This window comes from Streptomyces sp. NPDC047982 (assembly GCF_043204165.1).
Lineage (GTDB): Bacteria > Actinomycetota > Actinomycetes > Streptomycetales > Streptomycetaceae > Streptomyces.
Map to the genome: position 1 here is coordinate 1 of NZ_JBIDBS010000004.1, position 18,797 is coordinate 18,797.

The following is an 18,797-nucleotide window of genomic DNA, read 5'->3' on the forward strand; positions in this document are numbered from 1 at the left end:
CGACTGGCTGCACACCTACAATCACCACCGCGGACACACCGCGCTGAAAGGCAAACCACCCGCCAGCCGCGTCCCCAACCTCACAGGGCAGTACATCTAGGGCTCGGGGACTAGGCACTCCCGCACACCGCCGCCTGCCGTGCGACGGCGCTTCGACGACAGGGCCTGGGCCGATCCGAGGACACGGCCCGGGACTCCTTCACTCCGCCGGCTGCGGGGCTGATGCGCCGCCGCGGGCGCGCCCGGGCGCTTCGCACCCCTCCCCTCACACTCCGAATTGCTTGAGCAACGGTTCGTGAGTTTGCCGGGCCGTCGATGTGAGGCCGGGCATAGGACGCACGTCACTTACGAAGACTGCTAGTGGGCACATGAGAGCTGCATCAGGGCCAAGGAGCACGGGCCGCCTCGATCGCACGCGTCCGCCCTCCACTACCCGGGGTCGTACGTCACACCTTTGCCACCGAATTTTGCGGGAGCTAAGAATTGCTCTCGTCCCCGACGGAGGTGCACGCACGGCGCTTCCCGTCTCCGTCCTCCGTGAGGACTCCCGCGATTCGAAGAGGTATCTCTGTATGACCGTGTCCAGCGTCCCCGCCCGTCGTAGTCGTCTGAACAAGGCCCAGAAACTCTCCCTCGCGGGGATCGCAGCCGCTGCCGTCGCGTCCCTTTCGTTCTCGCTCGTCCCCGCCAACGCCGAATCCAAGCCCGAGGCCGAGGCCGCCGGGTCCGCCGCGCCCGTGGTGTTCGGTTCGGTCGTCGGAAACCCGCACGCCAAGGCTCTGCAGGCCAGCCTCATCGAGCAGAACGCGACCGCCGAGAACCTGGTGAAGGCCGCCGACCAGGCCCGGGCCAAGGAAGCCGCGGTCAAGCAGAAGGCCGAGGCCGCCGCCAAGGCGAAGGCGGCCGCCGTCGCCGAGGCCAAGGCCCGCAGTCAGGTCAAGGACGTCGCCCCGAGCCGCTCCACGGCCCGCACCCCGGTCTACGCGAACAACCTGGACGGCTGGATCCGGGAGGCCCTGGACGTCATGAGGGCGCACGGCATCCCCGGCACCTACCACGGTCTGCACAAGAACATCATCCGGGAGTCCTCCGGCAACCCGTACGCGGTCAACAACTGGGACATCAACGCCCGCAACGGCGTCCCGTCCCGCGGCCTGCTCCAGGTCATCCAGCCCACGTTCGACGCGTACCACGTGCCCGGCACCTCGTCGAACATCTACGACCCGGTCGCCAACCTCACGGCCGCGGCCAATTACGCCGCCGACCGCTACGGCTCGATCGACAACGTCAACAGCGCGTACTGACCGGATCCGGACGTACGGCGTACGTTCCTCGACCGACGCGGACGACGCCGGAGGGCGGCACCCCTGTGCGGGGGTGCCGCCCTCCGGCGTCGCGCGTGCCCTTGTCCGGGGCACCGGTGCCGCGGCCGTCCGCGCACCGGCCTCCGGCACCTACTTGCGCATGACCTCCGGCTCGTGGCGGCGAAGCAGCCGTGCGACCGCGAAGCCGCAGACGATCCCGAGGAACAGCAGCACCGAGACGTCGATCGCCCACTGACCGGCCGAGTGCTCCCACAGCGGGTCCAGGTCGGTCGGGTTCTTCGGGTCCCACGGGGCCATGAGGTGCGAGAGATCGAGGGTGGCGCCCGCGCCGGCGATGGCCCAGCGGGACGGCATCAGCCAGGCGAACTGCTCCAGGCCCGGCGAGCCGTACACCTGGAAGAGGATGCCCGTGAAGACGACCTGGACGATCGCGAACATGACCAGCAGCGGCATGGTCTTCTCGGAGGTCTTCACCAGCGAGGAGATGACCAGGCCGAACATCATCGAGGTGAAGCCGAGCACGATGATCGTCACGCAGAGCTCGACGGCGGGCGGCATGATCAGGCCCTCGGCGGGCAGCTCGCGGGTGGCGAAGCCGATGCCGCAGATGATGACGCCCTGGATGGCCGTGATGGCTCCGAGAACGATCACCTTGGACATCAGGTAGGCGGAACGGGAGAGGCCGGTGGCCCGTTCCCGTTCATAGATGACGCGTTCCTTGATCAGTTCTCGTACGGAGTTGGCCGCGCCGCTGAAGCACATGCCGACCGCGAGGATGAGCATGATCGTTCCGGCGGCTCCGTTGAACTGGGACGGCGGCTCCGGCGCCGCCAGGCCGAACTTGGCCGGGATGACCACGCTGACGAGGCCGAGCACGGCGGGCAGGATCACCATCAGGCCCATGAAGCCCTTGTCGGACGCGATCACCGAGAGGTACCGGCGGATCAGCGTCCACAGCTGGGCCGACCAGCTCTGCGGCTTCGGCGGGCGTATCTGCTGCGGGGACGGGATGTGGACGGGCTGGGCGGCGACGGCGTCGATGTCCGCCGCGTACATCTGGTAGTGCTGGGAACCGCGCCAGCGGCCCGCCCAGTCGTAGTCGCGGTAGTTCTCGAACGCCGAGAAGACGTCGGCCCAGGTGGTGTAGCCGAAGAAGTTGAGCGCTTCCTCCGGCGGGCCGAAGTAGGCGACGGAACCGCCCGGCGCCATGACGAGCAGCTTGTCGCAGAGCGCCAGCTCGGCCACGGAGTGGGTGACGACGAGGACCGTGCGCCCGTCGTCGGCCAGTCCGCGCAGCAGTTGCATGACGTCGCGGTCCATGCCCGGGTCGAGGCCGGAGGTCGGCTCGTCCAGGAAGATCAGCGACGGCTTGGTGAGCAGCTCCAGCGCCACGGAGACGCGCTTGCGCTGACCACCGGAGAGCGAGGTGACCTTCTTGTCCTTGTGGATGTCGAGCTTGAGCTCGGCGAGCACCTCGTGGATGCGGGCCTCGCGCTCGGCCTCGGTGGTGTCCGCGGGGAAACGGAGCTTGGCCGCGTACTTGAGGGCCTTGGTGACGGTGAGTTCCTTGTGCAGGATGTCGTCCTGCGGGACCAGACCGATGCGCTGACGCAGCTCGGCGAACTGCTTGTACAGGTTCCGGTTGTCGTAGAGGACATCGCCCTCGTTGGCGGGCCGGTAGCCGGTGAGTGCCTTGAGCAGGGTGGACTTGCCGGAGCCGGACGGGCCGATGACCGCGACGAGCGACTTCTCCGGGACGCCGAACGAGACGTCCTTGAGGATCTGCTTCCCGCCGTCGACCGTCACCGTGAGGTGGCGGGCGGAGAACGTGACCTCACCGGTGTCGACGAACTCCTCCAGCCGGTCGCCGACCAGGCGGAACGTCGAGTGACCGACACCGACGATGTCGTTCGGGCCGATGAGCGCGGTACCGGACTTGGGGAGCGGCTGACCGTTGACGTAGGTGCCGTTGTGGGAGCCGAGGTCACGGATCTCGAAGCGGCCGTCGGGCGTCGCGTGGAATTCGGCGTGGTGCCGCGAGACCTGGAGGTCGGAGACGACCAGCTCGTTCTCCAGCGCGCGGCCGATGCGCATGACGCGGCCGAGGGCCAGTTGGTGGAACGTGGTCGGGCTCCGGTCACCACGCACCGACGGGGCCCCCGCGACACCACCGGGCACGGCCGCGCCGGGCGTCTGTCCCATGCCCTGCTGACCGGGCGCGTTCACCATGCCCTGCTGGTGCGGGAGCTGGGGCTGCTGAGGTGGTACGGGCTGCTGCGGCTGGTGGCCCTGGGGGGCCTGCTGCCAGCCCTGATGCGGCTGCTGCTGACCGGCCGCCTGGCCACCCGGCCCGCCCTGCCGGCCCGCGCCGGCCTGCTGCGGCTGGTGAGCGGGTGCCTGCTGGGGCTGCTGGGCGGAGGGCTGGTGCGCGCCTTGGCCGCCGTACGCGCCGGCGCCCGCGGCGGCCCCCGTGTTCGCGGCGGTGAAGCTCAGCCGCGGTCCGTCATTGGCGTTGCCCAGGTGTACCGCGACGCCGGGGCCGATCTCGAGCTGCTGGATGCGGCGCCCCTGGGCGTAGGTGCCGTTGGTGCTGCCGTGGTCCTCGATGATCCAGCCACGGCCTCCCCAGCTGATCGTGGCGTGCCGCCACGAAACCCTGGCGTCCTCGATCGTCAGGTCCCCCTGCGGATCGCGCCCCACGGTGTACGAACTGGACGGATCGAGCGTCCAGGTCCTGCCATTCAATTCAAGTACGAGTTCCGGCACTCCGCGCCCCACTTGTTGTCCCCCGAGTGACCCCCGTCGCAGGAGGTCTAGGGATGCTGAACATCGTGGGGAACTATTCCAGGAGCGGTCCCGGATACGAAAGCCGGGCGGGGTGAAGCCCCTTCGGGGCCCGCGCCGCACCTCCGGGCCGGGACGAACACTCCGGAGGGCGGCAAGCCGCCATGAGTCCGCACGAACGTGAGCGAAGTCTGCGTGAACACAAGCGAAGTCCCGCGTGAATGTGAAGGAACCGGGCCGGTCCACGGCTGGGCGGACACCTCCGGGTGCCGGTCCCTGCCCGGGGAAGCGGGGCTGCGTATGCGCTCCGTCGCCGTGCGCGTACCGCGGGTGCGAGCGCCCCGGGCGCGGCGGAGGACGCCGTCCGGTCCTCGGGACGGACCTCCGGGGTGGGGAGACGGACAGATACGGTGGAAGCACCATGAGCGCATCGCAGTCACCCCAGCCCTCGCCGTCTCCCGCGCCCGATGATTCCCGTCAGGGCGCCGGCACCCCCACCCTTCTCGTGAAGATCTTCGGGAAGGACCGCCCCGGGATCACCGCCGGGCTCTTCGACACTCTCGCGGCCTACTCGGTCGACGTCGTCGACATCGAGCAGGTCGTCACGCGTGGCCGCATCGTCCTGTGCGCGCTGATCACGACACCGAACGCGGGTGGCACCACCGAGGGTGACCTGCGGGCGACCGTGCACAGCTGGGCGGAGTCGCTGAGGCTCCAGGCCGAGATCATCTCCGGTACGGGCGACAACCGCCCGCGCGGCTTCGGACGCTCCCACGTGACGGTGCTCGGGCACCCGCTGACCGCGCAGTCGACCGCCGCCATAGCGGCCAGGATCACCTCGACGGGCGGCAACATCGACCGGATCTTCCGGCTCGCGAAGTACCCGGTCACGGCCGTCGAGTTCGCGGTCTCCGGGACGGGCACCGAGGAACTGCGGACGGCCCTGGCGACACAGTCCGCCGAGATCGGTGTCGATGTCGCGGTGGTGTCGGCCGGGCTGAGCCGCAGGGCGCAGCGGCTGGTCGTCATGGACGTCGACTCGACGCTGATCCAGGACGAGGTCATCGAGCTGTTCGCCGCGCACGCGGGCTGTGAGGACCGGGTCGCCGAGGTGACCGGGCGGGCGATGCGCGGCGAGCTCGACTTCGAGCAGTCGCTGCACGCGCGGGTGGCCCTGCTGGCGGGCCTCGACGCGTCGGTGGTGGACAAGGTGCGGGCCGAGGTACGGCTGACGCCGGGTGCCCGGACCCTGATCCGTACGCTGAAGCGGCTCGGTTACCAGGTGGGCGTGGTGTCGGGCGGGTTCACGCAGGTCACCGACGACCTGAAGGAACGGCTCGGGCTCGACTTCGCCTCCGCCAACACGCTGGAGGTGGTCGACGGCAAGCTCACCGGGCGGGTCGTCGGGGACATAGTCGACCGGGCCGGCAAGGCCCGTCTGCTGCGCAGTTTCGCCGCGCAGGCCGGAGTGCCGCTGGCACAGACCGTCGCGATCGGTGACGGCGCCAACGACCTGGACATGCTGAACACGGCGGGGCTCGGGGTGGCGTTCAACGCCAAGCCGGTGGTCCGCGAGGCCGCCCACACCGCGGTGAACGTGCCGTTCCTGGACACCGTGCTGTATTTGCTCGGCATCACTCGCGAGGAGGTCGAGGCCGCCGACGGCCTGGTGGACTGACGCGTTCGTCGCGTCCACCGCCTGGGATGCCCCGACGACGGGCAGGACCCCGGCAGGGAAGCGGCGAGCTTCCGCGTCGGGGCCCTGCCCGTGCGTGGCGGTCCGGTCGAACGGCGGCGGCCCGGACACATGACAGCGGACCGGGCACACGACAGCGGACCGGTCGACGGGCCGGTCGTTGGCCGATCAGTCGTCGCGGAGCGGTCGCCGGGGATCAGTCGTTGGGGGTCCAGTACTCGACCAGCCTGCCCACGCCGTGCTCCACGCCCTTCCAGGAGCCGGAGAACGCGACGACGGCGAAGGCGGCGGTCGGGAAACCGCCGCGGTGCATCCTCGCCAGGGCGTCCCCCTCGGCCGACGCCGAGAGAGCGTCGGCGACCGCGTGCATGCCGGGGTTGTGGCCGATGAGCAGAAGGTCGCGCACATCGTCGGGCGTCTCGTTGATCAGGGCGATCAGCTCGCCGGGAGACGCCTCGTACAGCCGCTCCTCGTACACGGTCCGCGGGCGTCGCGGCATCTCGTGCACCGCGAGCTTCCACGTCTCGCGCGTCCTGGCGGCGGTCGAGCAGAGGGCCAGATCGAGGGCGATTCCGGAGTCGGCGAGTTTGCGGCCCGCGACGGGGGCATCCCGGCGGCCGCGTTCCGCGAGCGGCCGCTCGTGGTCGGAGTCCTGCGACCATTCCGCCTTCGCGTGCCTGAGAAGGACGATCCTGCGAGGTGTATCGACGCTCATACACCTCAGCTTCGCATGAAACGTGCTGCCCGGCGCAGGGGTTGGCGGGCTCCCGCGCCGGTCGCGGACACCGTCAGGGGGTGAACAGGGCGAGGAGCCGCGCGAGCAGTCGGCCGACCGCGGGGTCGGTCGACGCCGCGTGCGCCTCACGGGATCCCACGATCATCAGCAGGAGCGCGGCGAACGCGACCGCGGGCAGCGCGACGGCCCACCACGGCAGCCGCATGTCGACTCCGCCCGTGGGCGGGGCCGTGGGCCGTGTGGGTACGGGAGCCGACATGTCCGCCTCCGTGGATCGCTGGTCTCGACACCCACGAACCTACGGACGCCGGCGCGCCGGTCCCATCCGGTGATCCACCCACTTCACCCTGAGCCCAGCCCCCTAGGGGATGGGGGTGCAGACCCCACCGTTCCTGCGAGAAGTCGGGGCGGGACGGGCCCGGGGCGGCCGGTGACGGGCTGCCCGGGGCGGGCCGGTCAGGGCGAGGCGATCGAGGCGACCACCCCGATGATCACCGTGACGAGGAGCATCGCCCCGAGCACGAGGAGAAGCTTCTTCTGGCCGTTCTGGGGATTCGGGTCGAGCACAGGAGACATGGGGTCAGTGTCGCATCTCAGCACTCGTCCTCTATCGTCCGGTCCCGCCCGGCCAGGAACCCGGCCGCCATCTGCGGCACCATGAGGCCCGCCATCAGCGCGAGCGGCACCCCCCAGCCACCACTGTGCTGGTAGAGGACGCCGATGAGCAACGGGCCGGGGATCGAGATGAGATAGCCGACGGACTGCGCGAACGCGGAGAGGCGGACCACTCCGGCCCCGCTGCGCGACCGCATCCCGATCATGGTCAGGGCGAGCGGGAAGGCACAGTTCGAGATGCCGAGGAGCAGCGCCCAGGCCCAGGCCCCGCCGGCCGGTGCGAGGTGGAGGCCCGCGTACCCGATGAGACCGCAGCCACCGAGGAAGAGGACGATCGGGCCCTGGTTCCTCATCCGGGAGGCGACCTTGGGTATGACGAACGCGAGCGGCACGCCCAGCGCCATGGTGAGGGCGAGCAGCACACCGGCGGTACCGGCCGGGACTCCCGCGTCGCGGAAGATCTGCGGCATCCATCCCATGGTGATGTACGCGGCCGTGGCCTGGAGACCGAAGAAGCAGGCGAGCGCCCAGGCGGTACGGCTGTGGGTGATCCTGAGTTCCGGGGTGTCCCGGTGCCGGGCGGCGGACTGCCCCGCGGCGCCGTTCCGGTCCCTCACCAGCGGGAGCCAGGGCAGGATAGCGACGGCGGCCAGTACGGCCCAGACGCCGAGGCCCGTCCGCCAGCTTCCGCCGAGCGCGCTGGTCATGGGCACGGTCGTCGCGGCGGCCAGCGAGGTGCCGAGGGCCAGGGCCATCGAGTAGAGCCCGGTCATGGAGCCGACGCGGTCCGGGAACCAGCGCTTGACGATCACGGGCATCAGGACGTTGCTGACGGCGATGCCCATGAGGGCGAGCGCGCTGGCGGCGAGGAAGCCGACCGTGCCGCCGGCCAGGGGCCGGATCGCCAGACCGGCGGTGATGGCGACCATGCCGACGCAGACGACGGCGGCGGGCCCGAAGCGACGGGCGAGGCGGGGGGCCATGATGCCGAAGACCGCGAAGCAGAGCGGCGGCACGGAGGTGAGGACACCGGCGACGCTGCCGCTCATGTGCAGCCCGTCCAGGACCTCTTCGAGGAGGGCGCCCAGGCTGGTGATGGCCGGGCGGAGGTTGAGCGCGGTGAGGACGAGCCCGACGGCGACCAGCGGGAGCAGCCGGTTGGCGGCCGGTGCGGTCCGCGAGGTGCGGTGGGCCGGGGTTCCGGTCGGGACGTCCGGGGCGGTGGGGCTCAGGGTCCGGGTTCGGTTCTGCGGTGGGGGCTCGTCAGGCATGAGCGCATCATAGAATCATGGGATGATTACTTGTCCAATGCTCTGAGAACAGCGGGGAACGGCCGGGAACATCCGGCGTACCCCGCGCGACACGCGTCCCGTACGCCCCACGGACCCGACCCCCGGGCACGCCCCCGATCGACCGAGCAACCCGAGCAAGGAGCACCATGGCGCTGACGTCCCCCCGGCGTTCGGCACTCGCCGACCAGGTGATTGCCCAGTTGAGGAATCAGATCACCTCCGGCGAGTGGCCCGTGGGTTCACGCATTCCCACCGAGCCCGAGCTCGTGGAGCAGCTGGGGGTGGCGCGCAACACGGTCCGCGAGGCGGTGCGCGCGCTCGCGCACAACGGCCTGCTCGACATCCGGCAGGGCTCGGGCACCTACGTGGTCGCCACCAGCGAACTGGCCGGGGTGATGCACCGCCGTTTCGCCGACGCCGATCCCCGGCACATCGCCGAGCTTCGCTCCACCCTGGAGTCGTCCGCGGCCCGGCTGGCCGCCGCCCGGCGTACCGAGCGGGACCTGAAGCAACTGGACGCGCTCATGGCGCGTCGCGAGGAGACCTGGGCCGATGGAGACGCCGAGGCGTTCGTGGAGGCGGACGCGACGCTGCACCTGGCCGTGGTCGCGGCCTCGCACAACGACGTGCTGACCGGCCTGTACGCCGATCTGGGCAGCCTGCTGCGGGACCGTCTCAGGAGCAATGTCGGCCGGGAGCTGCGGCCGGAGAACCACATGGACCACGGCCGACTGGTGGAGGCGATCCGGGCGGGGGACGCCGAGACGGCGGCATCCGAGGCCGCGAGTCACGCGCTGAGCTGCCTGGTGGACCGGGTCCGAGAGGTCCGGGCCGGCGCCTTCCCCGGCGGATCATCTGCGGACCGGTGCTCGACGTGAGCGCCCCGCGCCCCGCGTGGCGGCCCGGAACGCGGGGCGGCCGCGTACCGCCTGTTCGCAGGTGGTACGCGGCCGTCGCGCGTCAGGGCCCGTACGGGGTCAGGCGCCCATCATGTGCACGCCGCCGTCGACGTGGATGATCTCGCCCGTCGTCTTCGGGAAGAAGTCCGAAAGCAGGGCGACGACGCCGCGGCCGGCCGGCTCCGGGTCCGCCATGTCCCAGTTCAGCGGGGAGCGGGTGTCCCACACCTTGGCGAGGTCGGAGAAGCCCGGGATGGACTTCGCGGCCATGGAACTGAGCGGTCCGGCCGAGACCAGGTTGCAGCGGATGTCGTCCTTGCCCAGGTCGCGGGCGAGGTAGCGGGAGGTGGCCTCCAGTGCGGCCTTGGCCGGGCCCATCCAGTCGTACTGCGGCCAGGCGAACTGCGCGTCGAAGGTGAGGCCGACGATCGAGCCGCCCCCGCTCATCAGCGGCTTGCAGGCCATGGCGAGCGACTTCAGCGAGAACGCCGAGACGTGCATCGCGGTGGAGACGGACTCGAACGGAGTGTTCAGGAAGTTGCCGCCGAGCGCGTCCTGCGGCGCGAAGCCGATGGAGTGGACGACGCCGTCGAGCGAACCGAGCTCGTCACGGACCAGGCCCGCGAGCCGGTCCAGGTGCTCGGTGTTGGTCACGTCCAGCTCGATGACCTTGGCCGGCTTCGGCAGCTTCTTGGCGATGCGCTCGGTCAGCGTGGGCCGGGGGAAGGCGGTCAGGATGACTTCGGCGCCCTGTTCCTGGGCCACCTTGGCGGTGTGGAACGCGATGGACGACTCCATCAGCACGCCGGTGACGAGGATGCGCTTGCCGTCGAGGATTCCGCTCATGGTGATCAGTGACCCATGCCCAATCCGCCGTCAACGGGGATGACGGCTCCAGTGATGTACGAAGCGTCGTCGGAGGCGAGGAAGCGCACCGCGGCGGCGATCTCCTCGGGCTGCGCGTAGCGGCCGAGCGGCACCTGGGACACGATGCCCTTGCGCTGCTCCTCGCTGAGCACCTGGGTCATGTCGGTGTCGACGAAACCGGGTGCGACGACGTTGAAGGTGATGTTCCGCGAACCGAGTTCACGGGCCAGCGACCGGGCGAAGCCGACCAGACCCGCCTTGGAGGCGGCGTAGTTCGCCTGCCCCGCCGAGCCCAGGAGCCCGACGACGGAGGAGATGAGGACGACGCGGCCCTTCTTGGCCCGCAGCATGCCGCGGTTGGCGCGCTTGACGACCCGGAACGTGCCGGTGAGGTTGGTGTCGAGCACGGACGTGAAGTCGTCCTCGGACATCCGCATCAGCAACTGGTCCTTGGTGATACCGGCGTTGGCGACCAGTACCTCGACGGGGCCGTGCTTGTCCTCGATCTCCTTGTAGGCCTGCTCCACCTGTTCGGTGTCCGTGATGTCGCAACGGACCGCGAGGCAACCCGCCTCGGTGAGTTCCTTGGGGGGCTCGCCGGAGCGGTAGGTGATCGCGACCTTGTCGCCGTTGGCGGCGAAAGCGCGGGCGATGGCGAGGCCGATGCCCCGGTTTCCTCCGGTGACGAGAACCGAGCGGCTCAACGGATCACCCTTTCGGTAGCGGTCTGGTACCTCTGCAAACTATCGGTCCGGGCGACCGTACGGAGAATCGGGGCCTGACAGCGCCGTACGGCCCCCTCTGTCGGGTCCCTACAGAAGGAAGCCTCCATGGCCCCGCTCTGGAGGAAGGCGTCCAACGCGCCCCCGTGATTACGCTGGGTCATCCGGGTGATCAGTATGGAAACGTCCATGAGATCAGTGGTCGCCCTCTTCGGGCTCGGCCAGCAGGCGCCTACGGGGGCGGCCCTTGCTGTCACTCGGCGTCCTTTCCCTCCTCCATACCGTCGAGGAGCCGCCGCGCGAGGACGGCGAGCGTCTCTCCGTCCTGGGTGGCCCAGCGGGCGGTGCCCTGGTTGGAGACAGGGCGCCCTTCCCATTCGGCCAGTTCCCACATGCGTGCGATGAGACCGGTGGGCGAGTACGTGAGGCCGTCGGCGGCCCAGACGATCGGACGCGCCCGGTTGGTGTTGGTCCACTTCGCCAGTGCCCGGCGCGAGTTCGCGGCGAGCCACTCGGCCAGCGCGTCCTTCTCCGGCTGGAGGTACAGCGCCAGGTGAAGGGGGGCGCCTTCATCCAGAGCGCCGCTGTCGACGATCACATGCACGGCGTTGGGCCTGCGTCGCTTGCGCGGCTTGCTCTCCTGTCGCCGATACTTCGCGGCGGCGTCTCCAGCCCCGCCTCCTTCGAGGGACTTCAGGACCGCGGTCACGAGCTCGGCGGCCTGCCCAGGGTCGGCGCACACACGCTGGACACTCGTCCGGGTGCCCACCTCGTCGTCCAGAACCTGCACGAGCACCGGAATGACCTGCCTGACGAGGTCGGGCACCTGCGCCACGGCCGCACCGGCCCATGCCAGCGACTGGTCCGGCTCCCCCATGCCGGCGTCCTGGGCAAGCAACTGCCGGAACACCAGGTGGGTGATGAGGAACGTGCCGTCGTCGATGACGGCGGCCGCGCGCCCCGCGTACTGTTCGCGTTCCGTGCGCAGAGCCGTACGCACCGCCCGCAGGACTTTCACCGCGTTCCAGGTCTCGTACACGCTGGGCACGGAACGGAAGAGGGGGTCGTAGATGCCGCTGCCGCCCCGCTCCCACAGCACGTCCGTGGAGCCGGACGCGACGAGCCGGGCCGCGAACCGGCTGCCGGTGTGGGCGCAGGCGAGCGCACACGCGGCTTCCACGACGGAGCAGCCCTCGTCGTCCTGCGGTTCGAGTTCGCTGCGGCGCACGCTGTAGACGAGGCCGAGTTCGGCGCGGAACTCGGCGATCAGTTCCGCCTGGACAGGGTCGAGGGCGATGCGGTCCCGTTCGGTGATGTGGTTCTGCCGGTTGGTGGCCTGGGTGGTGCGGTTGGCGAATTCGGCGTCTCCACCGGTGACGATGAAGCGGACGGTGACCTGGGCGAGTTCGGCCTCCTCGGCCTGCTGGGCGGCGTCGATGACGGAGCGCACGGTCTGTGCGCCGTTCACCACGCTGGCGCCGCGGGCGGTGAGGCGGACGGGGTGACGCTCCGGGAACTTCTGCGAAACGGGCACCGCGTCCACGGAGTCGCACAGGACAGTGACGCCGTTGTTGAAGTACCAGAAATGTGACGGCTCGTCAGTGAGGGTGTCCACCAGCTCCTTGTTGATGGGGGTCAGCCCCAGCGGGTTGCGGATGTTGCGGGCGAACAGCTCATTGCCGTGCTCGGCCCAGCTCGCGATCTCCTCCGCCTGCACGATCCCCTCGTAGGAGAGGTAGGGCGAGGGCACGCTGAACCAGGGGCGCAGCGTCACTTCCAGGGTGACGGGTTCGCTTCGCTGGTCCTCGCGGACCAGCGCGTGAATCTTGGGGGCATGCAGGAACATGTGGTCGACGTAGTCGCCGAGGGAGTTGAACTCCTTCTCACCGTTCTTGATGGCCTGTCGTACGCCCGGAGCGGGCGGCTCGGTCCCCATGAGAACGATCACCTGTGTGATCCGGGTCGCCTTCTCGCCGATGAGTTCGTGTGCCCGCTTGGCGAGTATCTGGCCGCGAGGGTTGAACTGGGCGGCCTCTCCGGAGTCGATGAGGGTCAGTCCCGCGAAGAGCTTCTGCACCGCGGTCTCGTCGGCCCTGGCCGTCCCGTTCGGGCTCCACTTGGCCTGCACCAGGTAGATGTGCGCCGTCGCCTCGTCGATGGCGATGGCGTCGATCCCCTGGTCCTGGCCACCGTCGATGACGCAGTCGGCCGCCTGCTCGGGGGTCCATCCCGTCATGATGCGCACAGCGTGCGCGGCCAGGGCGCGGGAGCGGAAAGCGGGCTTGGTCTGCTCCGGCGGCCGGTTGCCGAAATCGCTCATATCGATGAGGCCGGTGTACGTCTCGTCGAAGGCGCGCTCGGTCTGGCGGACCTGGGTGGGGACGTCGGGCTGCTGAGGGGTGGCGTTCACGGTCTTCCTGTCCGGCTGGCTGCGAGCGGTGAAGGGGGGCGGGTACGGCGGGTCTCAGCCGAGGGAGTCCAGGACCAGTTCGAAGCTCCGCTGCGCGTCGCCGAGGTGGTCCACGATCGAGCGGGCGATGTCACGCGGATCACCGAAGTCGTCCGGCGTGTCGACGAGATCGGCCCTCAAGTCGAGGCTGACTCCGGAACTGTCCAGTATCTTCCGCACGGCGTCACGGTCGTAGCGCTTGAAGCGGGGCGATTCGGTACGGCCGGAGAATCCTTCCTCCCCGGGCCGGTACGCCTCCAGGAACTCCGCGAAGTCGTCCTCGGTGAGCGGGTTCTCGGTGTCCGTGTGGTGGAGGTCTCGGGCGTCGTACACCCACAGCTCATCGGTGTTCGGCTCGCCGGTCGGGCGCCGCACCGACTTGGTGAAGAAAAGCACGTTCGACTTGGAACCGGTGTCGTGGAACATGCCCGTCGGCAGGCGCAGCAGCGTGTGTACGGTGCAGTTCTTCAGCAGCTCCCTGCGAATGGTGGCCGCCGCACCGCGGTGGAACAGCACTCCATCGGGGACGAAGACAGCCGCTCTGGCGCCCCGGGGCAGGGTGATGGCCAGGTGCTGGAGGAAGTTGGCCGGAAGTGTGGCGTTCTGCGCCCAGAAGTCGTCCCGCTGCTCGGTGTTCGTCTCGACGCTCTTGAACGGCGGGTTGCAGATGGCGACGGTGGCGGCCACGTCCCGCTCGTGCCGACGCACCAGCCGCTCCTTCACCTTGAGCGAGTCGGCCCGCAGGATCGGCGGGACGTCGTGGAACTGGCGCCCGGTGTTGAGGAGCACGTTCATCGTCGCCAGGCGGCACATCTGTACGTCGATGTCGGCTCCGGCGATGGCGGAGGCGTCGACGCGGCCCCCGTGCGCCGCCATCTCGCGGTGCGCGGCGATGAGGCTGGTGCCGGCCCCGGCGGCGGCATCGATCACCCGGTCGTGCGGGGTGAGAGCGAGCGCCTTGGCTATGACCTTCAACAGGTACGGCGGTGTGAGGAACTGGCCCGTCTCCCGCTTGGCCCGGATGTCGTCGCGGCAGTCGGCGATCATCAAGGAGAAGGCCGCGCCGAGTTCGTCCCGGTTCACGTCCGACCAGCGGTACGGGTCGAACCCCTCGATGATCAGCCGCCCGAGTTCCGCCATCTTGTCCACGGGCCAGGGGCGGGAATCCTGGAAGAGGACACTGGCGATGGCGCGACGGGGGTCCTGCGGGTTCGGCCTGCCGAGTTCCGCCATCAGCCGGGTGAGGGCACCGTGCAGATCCTCACCGCTGGCGAGTACGAGGTGCGGCCAACTGTCCGCCGGGGCGATCGACTGACTCGCGAACATCCCTGACCGCTGGGCGCGTTCGTGGTCGAGCTTGAGGAAGAGCAGATACGCGATGTGCTCGGTGAACTCCAGCCGGGTCAGAGCCTTGGCGCTGGTCTTCTGCTCGAAGAACCGCTGCCAGCGCTCGAAGATCTCCTTCGCCGTCCAGTGCCTCTCCGGCCCTCTCGTCCCGACACCGTCGCGCTCCGCTGCCATACCCCACCCGTTCTCGTACGTCCCGGTCCGAGCGGATACGCTGGCGGGCCGTCCCCCTGCCCGGAGAAGGCGCCGACCGCGGCGACGACAAAGGCTCCGAGAGCACACCAGACCGGCCGATCGGACCGCAGGCGATCAACTCCTCTCCATCGTAGGCACAAGTTCACGACGGTACGACGGGATAGGCCACGGGATCGCCCAGCCATACGCCGCCGAGCACGGGGATCGCCGCCCGGCGCGGGCCGGCGATGTGTCAGATCTTCTCGACCCGCACGGGGTGTCCCGCCAGGAGTTGAGTCATGTCGTCGGTGTCGGACGTGCACACGGTCGCCTCAGCTCCCCGCACAGCCTCCCGTCCTGCGGCAGCCGCCAGAACGGCATCGATGGCGTACGTGTGACCCTGCCGACCCGCCGCCTTCGGCATGTCGCGCGCCATGGTGACCGCAGGTGAGCGCATCGGCGGTCGCCAAGCCGGGACAGCGGCACCCGTCAGAGACCGGACTCCCTCTCGGCGGGAATCCGGCAGCGCACCTGCTTGCCCACCGGCGTACCCGAGACCCGCCACCCGGGCGCGAGCAGGTCGATCAGGGGCAGCCCCCGCCCCGACTCCGCCTCGGGATCGTCCAGCCGTACACCGCCGAGCACGGGCATCGCCGCCTGGTAGGGGTCGTGCAGCCTGACCCGGACACCTCGCTCCGCTCCGCCACCGCACCCTTGCGGCGGCTCCACGGCCACCTCGGCGACGAGCGGCACGAAGTCACCACAGGCGCGGACCGCGTTCCCGAACAGCTCGGACATCACCAACTGCACGGCGTGCGCCTGTCCTTCAGCCACCCCGGCGTCGGCGAGCGTCTTGCCGATCAGGGCGCGGGTGGCGCGGAGATGGTCGGGCGTGGCGGAGAGATGGAGGACGAACCCGGTGGGGGTGGAGGTGTGGTACCAGCCGAGGGAGTGGGGCATGGAGGCTCCTACGTCGAGGGTGAACTCTGCTCGCTCTGCGCTGGCTTGAGAGTGCCCGCCCTCCGTGATCACTTGCAAGTTTGTCACCCGAAATGATGGATCGAACTTCCATTCCCCTGGACGGTCGCTGTTTTTCGGTGGAAGGCTCGGCCTATGCCAAACGTGCGCCCTGTACCTACCGTTCGACGTCGACGACTTGGCGAGGCACTGCGCCGGTACCGCAACGCGACCGGCATGAGTCTTGATACGGCATCCGCCGAGCTTGGCTGGCTGGGGCCGAAGTTGTCGCGGATCGAGACCGCCAACGGCCACATCCGCCCAACCGAGGTCGCCCCGCTACTCAAGGTCTACGGCGTGACCGATCCCGACGTCGTGAGCGCGCTGGAAGGACTCGCCAAGGACGCCCGAAAGCAAGGCTGGTGGCAGACGTACAGCGGGGTGGTGGCTCCCGCGTACGCGGACTACATCTCCCTGGAATCGGACGCGGAGAGCTTGCGCATCTGGAGCCCCCTACTGGTTCCTGGGCTGCTCCAGACCGCCGGATACGCACGCGAGACGGTGAGCGCCAATGCCACCACGCGCACACCGGAAGAGGTCACCGCACTGTCAGAGGTACGCATGGCTCGACAGGCTGTGCTCACCCGCCCCGACGGCCCATTGAAGTTCTGGGCGGTTCTCCACGAAGCGGTCCTGCATCAACGCTTCGCGGTACGGCCCGACACCATGCGTGATCAGCTACGACGCCTTTTGGACGTCGCTGAACTGCCCAATGTCACCCTGCAGATCATGCCCCTGGCCGCGACTCCGCACCCCGGCGGTGCCGGCGGCTTCAACCTGGTCGGCTTTCCCGGGCCGATGCCGGACGTCGTTCTCTTGGAAAACCTCATCGGCGCGACTTACGTTGAGGGCGTCGACGAAGTGCAGGTCTTCGCCGACGCCTTCGAGCGCATCGTCGCGGCAGCACTCCCGGTGGATGACTCGATGGCCCTCATCACACGGATGGAAGAGGAAAGCCGCAGGTGAAGGAGTCAAAGGCCGAGCTGTACGCAGAGGATCTCTCTGCCGCGAAGTGGCGCAAGGCATCCGCGAGCGCAGGCGAGAACGACTGCGTCGAGGTCGCCGAACTGCCGTACGGCGCACGGGCCGTACGGGACTCGAAGAACCCGGATCGGGAACCGCTGCGCTTCACCGCGTCGGAGTGGGCCGCGTTCCGGGCCGGTGTCATGGCGGGCGAGCTGTGAGCTCGTAGAGGAGGATACGGCGACGGGCCGGTGGTTCTCGGAGAACCACCGGCCCGTCGTCCTTGTCTACTTGTCGTCGGCCGACGGCGGTGCGTCCTTCTTCAGGGTCCGGACCACGGCCGTGAACTCAGCCAGTGCCACTTCGAGTTCGTCGACGATCTTCTGCGCAATCACGTCCGGTGACTCGTACTTCGTGCTCGCGGCGGTGTCGGACCTGAGCACCGCAAGATCCAGGTTGACCTTGTCCCGGCCGATCAGCTCGTCGTAGTCGTACGGGCGGAACCGGTCGCTCGGGGTGCGCTGGGTGAAGTTCCTGCCGCCGGAGTGGTAGGCGGCGACGAAGTCGTCGAGGTGCTGACGGCCCAGCTGGCGCTGCTTGAGCGTGAAGCGCTGATCCGTACGGAAGTCGTAAACCCAGAGCTTGCGGGTGCCGGGACGGCCTCCGGAGCGCTGGCCCGTCTTGTCGAAGAACAGGACGTTGGCCTTGACGCCGTTGGCGTAGAAGATGCCGGTGGGCAGGCGCAGGAGGGTGTGGACGTCGCAGAGGTTGAGCAGGTTCCTGCGGATGCTCTCGCCGGCGCCCCCCTCGAAGAGGACGTTGTCGGGGAGGACGAGGGCGGCTCGGCCGTTGGTCTTCAGCAGGTTGTAGATGTGCTGGACGAAGTTGAGCTGCTTGTTGGTCGTCTGCGCCCAGAAGTCGGTGCGGGCGGTGTACGACTCGCCGGTCACCGAGCCGACGCCGAAGGGCGGGTTGGCGAGCACGATGTCGTAGTGCCGCTTCGGGGGACGGGCCAGGGAGTCCTGAATGGTGATGAGCGGCTTGGCCTCGGAGTTTCCGATGCCGTGCAGCAGCATGTTCATCAGGGCGAGCCGACCGGTCTCGCGGACGAGTTCGTAACCGGTGATCGCGCCGGTCTGGAGGGCCCGGCCCTGGTCGCCGTAGAGCTCGTTCTCGTAGTTCTGTACGAGGTGGGCGTGCGCCGCGATGAGGAAGCCGCCGGTGCCACAGGCCGGGTCGGTGATGGTCTCGCCGGGCTTCGGCCGCACGCAGTCGACCATGGCGTCGATGAGTGGGCGGGGCGTGAAGTACTGGCCCGCGCCGGTCTTGCGGTCCTCGGCACCGCGCTGGAGAAGGCCTTCGTAGGCGTCGCCCTTGAGGTCCTGGTTCTCGGTGGTCCAGGTGTAGGGATTGATCAGATCCTTGATCAGACGTTCGAGGACCGCCGGTTCCTGGATCTTGTTCTGCGCCTTGGTGAAGACCTCGCCGAGCATGGTGCCACCACGCTGACCGAGGTCCTTGAGGATGAACTCGTAGTGGTCGAGCAGCGCTTCGGCGGACCGGGTCATCAGGCTCTTCCAGTCCCGGCCCTCGGGTACGAGAGGCTTTTCGGGGACGTTGCGCCGGAAGATGGCCGGACGGTTGGCGCGCTCGTCGGCCATCTTCAGGAAGAGGAGGTAGGTGAGCTGCTCGACGTAGTCGAGCGTGGAGACGCCGGAGTGACGGAGCAGTTCGCAGTACGACCAGAGGCGGTTGACGAGGGTCGAGGTCGAGGCCGAGGCGGCGGGAGTGGCCTTGACCCTGGCTTCGGCCGCCTGGGGGGCGGTGCCCTCACCAGCCGCCGACGGTGAGGCCACCGCATCGGCGGGGCACGCGAGGGTCGGCTTCTCGATGCTGCTGCTCATAATCGTG

At 69.2% G+C, this 18,797-nt stretch carries 16 protein-coding genes and 1 pseudogene; 6 read left to right on the forward strand and 11 right to left on the reverse strand.

Features of this window, described 5'->3' with window-relative positions:
• Positions 1 to 100: pseudogene (locus tag ACGF2V_RS05560) on the forward strand (IS481 family transposase); the annotation flags it as partial.
• A 472-nt stretch (positions 101 to 572) separates the two neighbouring features.
• On the forward strand, positions 573 to 1,304 hold the full coding sequence (locus ACGF2V_RS05565; RefSeq protein ID WP_362621263.1) for a transglycosylase SLT domain-containing protein: 732 nt from the start codon (positions 573 to 575) through the stop codon (positions 1,302 to 1,304).
• 150 nt (positions 1,305 to 1,454) lie between these two features.
• Here the strand turns inward: ACGF2V_RS05565 and ACGF2V_RS05570 are convergent, their stop codons facing one another.
• Positions 1,455 to 4,103 (reverse strand): FHA domain-containing protein, encoded by a 2,649-nt coding sequence (locus ACGF2V_RS05570; RefSeq protein WP_362621265.1) that lies wholly within the window; start codon positions 4,101 to 4,103, stop codon positions 1,455 to 1,457.
• A gap of 427 nt (positions 4,104 to 4,530) precedes the next feature.
• On the opposite strand from ACGF2V_RS05570, the gene serB reads away from it, so the two are divergent.
• Entirely contained in the window at positions 4,531 to 5,787 is a 1,257-nt protein-coding gene (gene serB / locus ACGF2V_RS05575) for a phosphoserine phosphatase SerB (protein WP_362703595.1), read from the forward strand.
• A 214-nt stretch (positions 5,788 to 6,001) separates the two neighbouring features.
• Here the strand turns inward: serB and ACGF2V_RS05580 are convergent, their stop codons facing one another.
• The 4 genes from ACGF2V_RS05580 to ACGF2V_RS05595 all read right to left on the reverse strand — a co-directional run bounded on the left by ACGF2V_RS05580 (position 6,002) and on the right by ACGF2V_RS05595 (position 8,427).
• Positions 6,002 to 6,520 carry a histidine phosphatase family protein gene (locus ACGF2V_RS05580; RefSeq protein ID WP_362621270.1) on the reverse strand — a complete coding sequence of 173 codons (519 nt, stop codon included), beginning with the start codon at positions 6,518 to 6,520 and terminating at the stop codon, positions 6,002 to 6,004.
• Positions 6,521 to 6,593: 73 nt separating this feature from the next.
• Positions 6,594 to 6,800 (reverse strand): hypothetical protein, encoded by a 207-nt coding sequence (locus ACGF2V_RS05585; RefSeq protein ID WP_362703598.1) that lies wholly within the window; start codon positions 6,798 to 6,800, stop codon positions 6,594 to 6,596.
• Between the two features lie 197 nt (positions 6,801 to 6,997).
• Entirely contained in the window at positions 6,998 to 7,108 is a 111-nt protein-coding gene (locus ACGF2V_RS05590) for an SGM_5486 family transporter-associated protein (protein WP_351525507.1), read from the reverse strand.
• 26 nt (positions 7,109 to 7,134) lie between these two features.
• Entirely contained in the window at positions 7,135 to 8,427 is a 1,293-nt protein-coding gene (locus ACGF2V_RS05595) for an MFS transporter (RefSeq protein ID WP_362703601.1), read from the reverse strand.
• Positions 8,428 to 8,594: 167 nt separating this feature from the next.
• Here ACGF2V_RS05595 and ACGF2V_RS05600 point away from each other — a divergent pair, with 167 nt between their 5' ends.
• On the forward strand, positions 8,595 to 9,326 hold the full coding sequence (locus ACGF2V_RS05600; protein WP_362703603.1) for a FadR/GntR family transcriptional regulator: 732 nt from the start codon (positions 8,595 to 8,597) through the stop codon (positions 9,324 to 9,326).
• Between the two features lie 99 nt (positions 9,327 to 9,425).
• Here the strand turns inward: ACGF2V_RS05600 and fabI are convergent, their stop codons facing one another.
• From fabI to ACGF2V_RS05625, 5 genes are all read right to left on the reverse strand, one after another.
• Complete coding sequence (fabI, locus tag ACGF2V_RS05605; protein ID WP_362621279.1) at positions 9,426 to 10,193, reverse strand: enoyl-ACP reductase FabI; 768 nt, start codon at positions 10,191 to 10,193, stop codon at positions 9,426 to 9,428.
• A gap of 5 nt (positions 10,194 to 10,198) precedes the next feature.
• On the reverse strand, positions 10,199 to 10,918 hold the full coding sequence (fabG, locus tag ACGF2V_RS05610) for a 3-oxoacyl-[acyl-carrier-protein] reductase (RefSeq protein WP_362621281.1): 720 nt from the start codon (positions 10,916 to 10,918) through the stop codon (positions 10,199 to 10,201).
• Positions 10,919 to 11,189: 271 nt separating this feature from the next.
• A complete protein-coding gene (locus ACGF2V_RS05615; RefSeq protein WP_362703606.1) occupies positions 11,190 to 13,346 on the reverse strand; it encodes an AIPR family protein in 2,157 nt (718 codons plus the stop codon).
• Positions 13,347 to 13,400: 54 nt separating this feature from the next.
• Positions 13,401 to 14,906, reverse strand: a complete 1,506-nt coding sequence (locus ACGF2V_RS05620) for an N-6 DNA methylase (protein WP_362703608.1) — start codon at positions 14,904 to 14,906, stop codon at positions 13,401 to 13,403.
• 489 nt (positions 14,907 to 15,395) lie between these two features.
• Complete coding sequence (locus tag ACGF2V_RS05625; RefSeq protein WP_362703611.1) at positions 15,396 to 15,866, reverse strand: ATP-binding protein; 471 nt, start codon at positions 15,864 to 15,866, stop codon at positions 15,396 to 15,398.
• A gap of 153 nt (positions 15,867 to 16,019) precedes the next feature.
• On the opposite strand from ACGF2V_RS05625, the gene ACGF2V_RS05630 reads away from it, so the two are divergent.
• Together ACGF2V_RS05630 and ACGF2V_RS05635 are read left to right on the forward strand one after the other, a co-directional pair.
• Positions 16,020 to 16,889 carry a helix-turn-helix transcriptional regulator gene (locus ACGF2V_RS05630; RefSeq protein WP_362703614.1) on the forward strand — a complete coding sequence of 290 codons (870 nt, stop codon included), beginning with the start codon at positions 16,020 to 16,022 and terminating at the stop codon, positions 16,887 to 16,889.
• Positions 16,886 to 17,107 (forward strand): DUF397 domain-containing protein, encoded by a 222-nt coding sequence (locus tag ACGF2V_RS05635; RefSeq protein ID WP_362703616.1) that lies wholly within the window; start codon positions 16,886 to 16,888, stop codon positions 17,105 to 17,107. The genes ACGF2V_RS05630 and ACGF2V_RS05635 overlap by 4 nt, the downstream gene beginning before the upstream one ends.
• A 66-nt stretch (positions 17,108 to 17,173) precedes the next feature.
• On the opposite strand, the gene ACGF2V_RS05640 is transcribed toward ACGF2V_RS05635, so the two are convergent.
• Positions 17,174 to 18,790, reverse strand: coding sequence for a class I SAM-dependent DNA methyltransferase (locus ACGF2V_RS05640; RefSeq protein ID WP_362703619.1), 1,617 nt, complete (start codon positions 18,788 to 18,790; stop codon positions 17,174 to 17,176).
• Between the last annotated feature and the right edge of the window lie 7 nt (positions 18,791 to 18,797).